The 5077-nt window shown below is 70.0% G+C and carries 5 protein-coding genes; 1 reads left to right on the top strand and 4 read right to left on the bottom strand.

All coding sequences use genetic code 11. The features are described from left to right. On the bottom strand, nucleotides 1-1003 hold a 1003-nt coding region (locus FV223_RS19590; RefSeq protein WP_246689731.1), incomplete at its 3' end, for an ABC transporter transmembrane domain-containing protein. Nucleotides 1004-1264: 261 nt separating this feature from the next. On the opposite strand from FV223_RS19590, the gene rpmE reads away from it, so the two are divergent. Further along, a complete protein-coding gene (gene rpmE / locus FV223_RS19585; protein ID WP_147728574.1) occupies nucleotides 1265-1516 on the top strand; it encodes a 50S ribosomal protein L31 in 252 nt (83 codons plus the stop codon). A gap of 96 nt (nucleotides 1517-1612) precedes the next feature. Here the strand turns inward: rpmE and FV223_RS19580 are convergent, their stop codons facing one another. The 3 genes from FV223_RS19580 to FV223_RS19570 form a co-directional block, all read right to left on the bottom strand. Then, on the bottom strand, nucleotides 1613-2143 hold the full coding sequence (locus FV223_RS19580) for a DUF1465 family protein (protein ID WP_147728573.1): 531 nt from the start codon (nucleotides 2141-2143) through the stop codon (nucleotides 1613-1615). A 271-nt stretch (nucleotides 2144-2414) separates the two neighbouring features. Beyond that, the gene (locus FV223_RS19575) at nucleotides 2415-4517 is read right to left on the bottom strand and encodes a TonB-dependent receptor (protein WP_147728572.1); all 2103 of its coding nucleotides are present in this window, start codon (nucleotides 4515-4517) and stop codon (nucleotides 2415-2417) included. Between the two features lie 118 nt (nucleotides 4518-4635). Beyond that, nucleotides 4636-5077: copper chaperone PCu(A)C (locus FV223_RS19570; RefSeq protein WP_147728571.1), on the bottom strand; the 442-nt coding region annotated here is incomplete at its 5' end.

Below are 5077 nucleotides of genomic sequence, written 5' to 3'. Positions count from 1 at the left end.
CCGCGGGCACGGCGGCCAGGATCTCGCCGAGGCGCTCGGCCGCGCCCGCGGCCTGGGCGAGCTCGCCGTAGACCTCCGAGAGCTGCCCGAGCGCGCTCGCGCCGAAGACGGCGTAGAGCACGAACTGCGACAGCTGCCCGGCGCTCATGGTGTGGGCGAGCACCCCTTGCGCGCCGTACCACATCACCCCGACGACGGAGGCCGAGATCAGGAAGATCGCCACGCCGGTGAGCAGCGCGCGGGCGCGGATCGATTCGCCGGCGGCCGAATAGGCGCTCTCGGAGACCTGCGCGAAGCGGTCGGCGGTGGCCCGGCCCATGCCGAAGGCCTGCATCGTGCGGACCGCGCCGACCGCTTCCGCCGCGTAAGCGGAGGCGTCGGCGAGGCGGTCCTGCGCCGCGCGCGAGCGGCGTCGGACGCCGCGGCCGGAGACGATCAGCGGGAACACGATCAGCGGGATCGCGACCAGCACCAGCACCGACAGCCTCGGGCTGGTGATCACCATCATCGCGACGGCGCCGACGAACAGGAACAGGTTGCGCAGCAGGATCGAGATCGAGACGCCGAACACCGCCTTGACCTGGGTCGCGTCGGCGGTGAGCCGCGAGACGATCTCGCCCGACTGCGTCTTGTCGAAGAAGGCGGGATCGAGCAGCGTCAGCTGCCGGAAGACGGCGCTGCGGAGGTTGGCCACCACGCGCTCGCCCAGCGTCACCACCGTGTAGTACCGGGCGGCGCTCGACAGGGCGAGCACCGCGACGACCCCGAGCAGCGCCAGGAAGTAGGCGTTGATCATGCTCTCGCCCTCGGGCGAGAAGCCGTGATCGATCACCCGGCGCATGGCGATCGGCACCGTCAGCGTGGCCGCCGAGGCCGCCAGCAGCGACAGGAAGGCGGCGACGATCCGCCCGCGATAGGCCGCCGCGAAGGGGATCAGCGGCCGCAGCGAGCTCAGCGGGGCCTTGTCGCGACCTTCGGCGGGCGGGTTCTTCTTGCGGGCCATCACGCCTCTGGTGTTTCGTCCCTCGTCCGCGCGACAAGCATGCTTGTGAGCGGCCGGAGCCTGCGGTATACGCGCGCCTTCTTCCGATTGCGCGTGTGCAATGGCCGCGGGCCGCCAAGACGGGCCGTCGGCTTCGCATGAGCGGTTCGCACGAACGTGAGGTTCGTGGCAACGGTCCGATCACAGAGTTTCAACCCACGGATCTTACGGGCCGCGCCCTCCGCGCTCCCGGAGTTCGTGCACCGTCGAGGACGAGACGTCATGGCAAAGAGCGCGGCCGACAAGGCCAAGGGGACCGAGCACCCCGAATACCACTTCATCAAGGTCGTGATGACCGACGGCACCGAGTACCGGACGCGCTCGACCTACGGCAGCGAAGGTGACACCCTGAACCTCGACATCGATCCGCTGACCCACCCGGCCTGGACCGGCGGCGAGCAGAAGATGCTCGATCGCGGCGGCCGCGTCTCGCGCTTCACCTCGCGCTTCGGCAACCTCGTCGGCCGCAAGTAAGGGTTTCGATCCCGGCCTCGGCGTGCTGCAGGGGCTGGATCAACGCAAGAAGGGCGGCACCGCGGTGCCGCCCTTCTTGCGTTCTGGGCGTTCCGCTCAGGCCTGCAGACCGGGAAAGGCCGAGCGCAGGCGGTTCTGCTGGACGGCGACCGGGCTCTCGACGGCGGCCGGCGTCGGGCGGTCGTCGGAGATCAGGCCGTCGAGGTGCAGGATGCGGGCGTGCAGCCGGCGGGCGCGCAGGATCAGGTTCTGCAGCCGGACCGGCAGGAGCGTGAAGCTCTCGGCCTTCGGCGCCTCGGTCGCGGCGAGCCGCACGCGGTTCTTCTCCTGCAAGGCCTGGCTCGCGGTGAGCTCGCCCTCGGACACCGCGCGCTGCACCAGCAGCCAGGACGCGATCTGCATCAGCAGGGTGGTGAGCCGCATGCTCTCCGAGGCGTAGGACAGGGTTGCGTCCCGCGAGATCAGGCGCGACTCGTCGCGGCCCTCGCCGTCGAGATACGCCGCGGTCTCCTCCACCAGCGCCATGCCGTCGTGGAAGAGCGTCCGGAAGGCGTCGGACGTGACGTAGGTCCGCCCGAAATCGACCCAATCCCGTTCGTCCCGGAACGTGACGTCGTACCCGTTCATCCTGCCTCCTGCGTCGCTGCCGGGGCCTGTCGTCGTTCCGTCTTGGAACGCTCCCGGCCTGTCCGCGACCCTTGCCGCAATCCTAGCGCCGAACGGAGGTCCCGCCGCGACAACCGAAAGGTAACCTTAATCGCGTCCGCGCACGTTCCACCGGAATGTCGAGATCGGGCGGCGAGGCAGTACCGCGCGGTCGATGCGCGATGACGAATGGCGGATACGACATGGGACAACATTGAGGCTGTAAGTCGACGTGCCGCATTATGCCGGCTCGTCAGAACGCCGCGCGCACGCCGACGAACACCGACCGCCCGGCCCCCGGATAGAACGCCACCGGGCCGCCGGCCACGGCACCGGCGTTCGCGACCACGGTGATGTCGGAGACGTAGCGGGCATCGAGCAGGTTGCGGGCGTCGACGAACAGCGAGACGCCGTTCGCGAAGTCGATCCCGGCCTGCACGTTGAGCAGGGCGTATCCCGGCACCTTCAAGGTGTTGGCGTGGTCGGCGAACGCGCCCTGAGGCACCCAGTCGACCGACGGGGCGATGTGGAAGCCGCTCGGGTGGACGTAGCTCACCACCGTGCGCAGCACGTCCTGGGGAAGGCCGGCGATGCGGTTGTTGCCGTAGACGGGATCGCCGACGAAGCGGAAGTCGTTGTGCGTCCAGATCTGGGACAGGCTCAGCCGGTCGCCGACGCCCGACAGGTCGCGGGCGAGGTCGAGGCCGAAGGCGGCCTCGACACCCTGGTGCCGGGTGCGTGGCGCGTTGAAGGTCGCCGCCGGCAGGTTGATCGCTGCGCCGAGCGCGGTGTTGAAGTTGATCAGCTCGTCCCGGATGTCGGCACGGTACAGGGTCACGTCCCAGGTCAGGCGGTCGATCCGTCCGCGAGAGCCGGCCTCGTAGGTCCAGGCGCGCTGGGCCTGGAGCGGGACGAAGGTGGTGCGCAAGATGTTGGTCTGCACGAGGTCGCCGAAATCCGGCACGTCGCGCGAGCGCGTGACGTCGCCGAACACCTGGATCTCGGGCAACGGCTGCCACAGCAGGCCGATCTTCGGGTTCACCCCCTCGTAGGTCTCGTCGGCGAACTGCACGTTCGGGCTCGCCGCCAGGCCGCCCTTGTTGCTGTAGGTGCGGTTGGACGAGAACGCCTTGGCGCCGGTCATCAGGGCTACGTCCGGCAGGAACCAGAACCGGTTCTCGCCATAGGCCTCGAGGTTCGAGGCGCTCTGCAGGGCGTTGAGGGTCTGCGCGCCGCGCTGGCCCTGGACGTTGGCGAATTGCAGCGCCGAGTTCTGCCCGGCGAAGGCCCGCAGGCCCAGGATCGTGTCGTTGCGGAAGCCGCCGAGGTCGAACGTGCCGGCCCAGTGCGGGCTGATGCCGTAGGTCCAGCCGTCCTGGTCGATCGCCTGGAAGATCGGATGGTAGAGCGATTTGTGGATCGCCCAGGTGTCGACGTCGAGCTTTCCCACGTCGAGGACGAAGCTGGTGCGGTTGGAGATGCGCTCGGTCTCGACCTTGCGCGACTGGTTTCCGGCGATCGCGGCGGCGTTGGCCAGCGTCGGGTTGCTCAGCGCGTCGGACAGGCTCAGCGTGCCGGGCAGCTTCTGGTTGGTCAGGTAGATGCCGGCGTAGAACCGCGTCTCGACGCCCGGCGCCAGCTGGTAGCCGAGGTTGGCGTTGAAGTTCTGCGTCCGCTGGGTCTCGTGGTCGCGGAAGCCGTCAGCATTGGTGATGGTGCCGTTCACCAGCACATCGACCGGGCCCGAGATCCGCGAGGCCTGGAAGTTCTCGCGGATCGTGCCGAAGCTGCCGCCGTCGATCCGGACGATGTCGGGCGCGAATGCGGTGTAGGCGGTCGGCGTCACGGCGTTGATCGCGCCGCCCAGCGTTGTCGCGCCGAAGGTGAGGGCGTTTCCGCCCTTGTAGACCTCGACCGAACGCAGCGCCAACGGATCGATCTGGTAGAAGTCGCCGCTTCCGTCGGCGAGGTTGAACGGGATGCCGTCCTGCAGAAGCTCGATGCCGCGCAGGTGGAACCCGCGCGCGATGCCCGATCCGCGTACCGACAGACGAAGTTCCTGCCCGTAGCGCTCCTGGACCGCGACGCCGGGCGTGTCCTTGAGCACATCGCGCAGGGTGTTGGCGTAGCGGTCCTGGAAGCTCGCCGCGTCGACGAAGGCCACCGACCCGACCGTCGCGTTCAGAGCCGCGCGCTGCTCGGCGACGCTCGGGACGGTGACCGAACCCGCCGCGGCACCGCTGACCGAAAGCTCGGGCAGCACGACGGCATCCGACGGCTCCTGCCCCCGGGAGGGCAGGGCGGCGGACAGCAGGACGGCGAGCGCCAGGGCGCCCGTTTCGAAGGGACGGGACATGCGAGACACCTTCCGACGGCCGCCGGGCGCGCGTCGGCGCGGGCAGGCACGTCCGGACTGGATGGAGAGGGCGACGCCGACGCGGATCCCGAGCGGATGCGCGCGGCGTCGGCGCGGATCAGTGGTGGGCGTGACCCGCCGGCGGTGCGGCGGGCGCCTGGGCGCCGATCGGCGCGACCGTGAACGTCACCGGCACGGTGCCGGCGCGCGCGAAGGTCAACGTGCCGGCGACCGTCTCGCCGACCTTCGGGCTCGCGGTCAGATCTTCGAACATCAGGTGCAGGCCGCCGGGGGCCAGCGTCACGGTCTCGCCGGGCCTGATCGTCAGGCCGCCCTCGACGGGCGCCATCCGCATCACGCCGCCGTCCATCGACATGCTGTGGATCGTGCCGCGACCCGCGAGAGGGATCGCGGCCGCCGTCAGGGTGTCGGGCACGGTGCCGGCGTTGGTGATGCTGACGTAGCCGCCGGCGACGGTGGCGCCGGCGGGCGTCGCGCGCAGCCAGGGCGTGGCGATGGTGAGGTCGCCGGCCTTGATCGCGGCCGGCGCCGCGTCGGGC

Source organism: Methylobacterium sp. WL116 (assembly GCF_008039455.1).
Taxonomy (GTDB): Bacteria; Pseudomonadota; Alphaproteobacteria; order Rhizobiales; family Beijerinckiaceae; genus Methylobacterium.
This window is presented reverse-complemented; position numbering and strand designations above follow the sequence as displayed.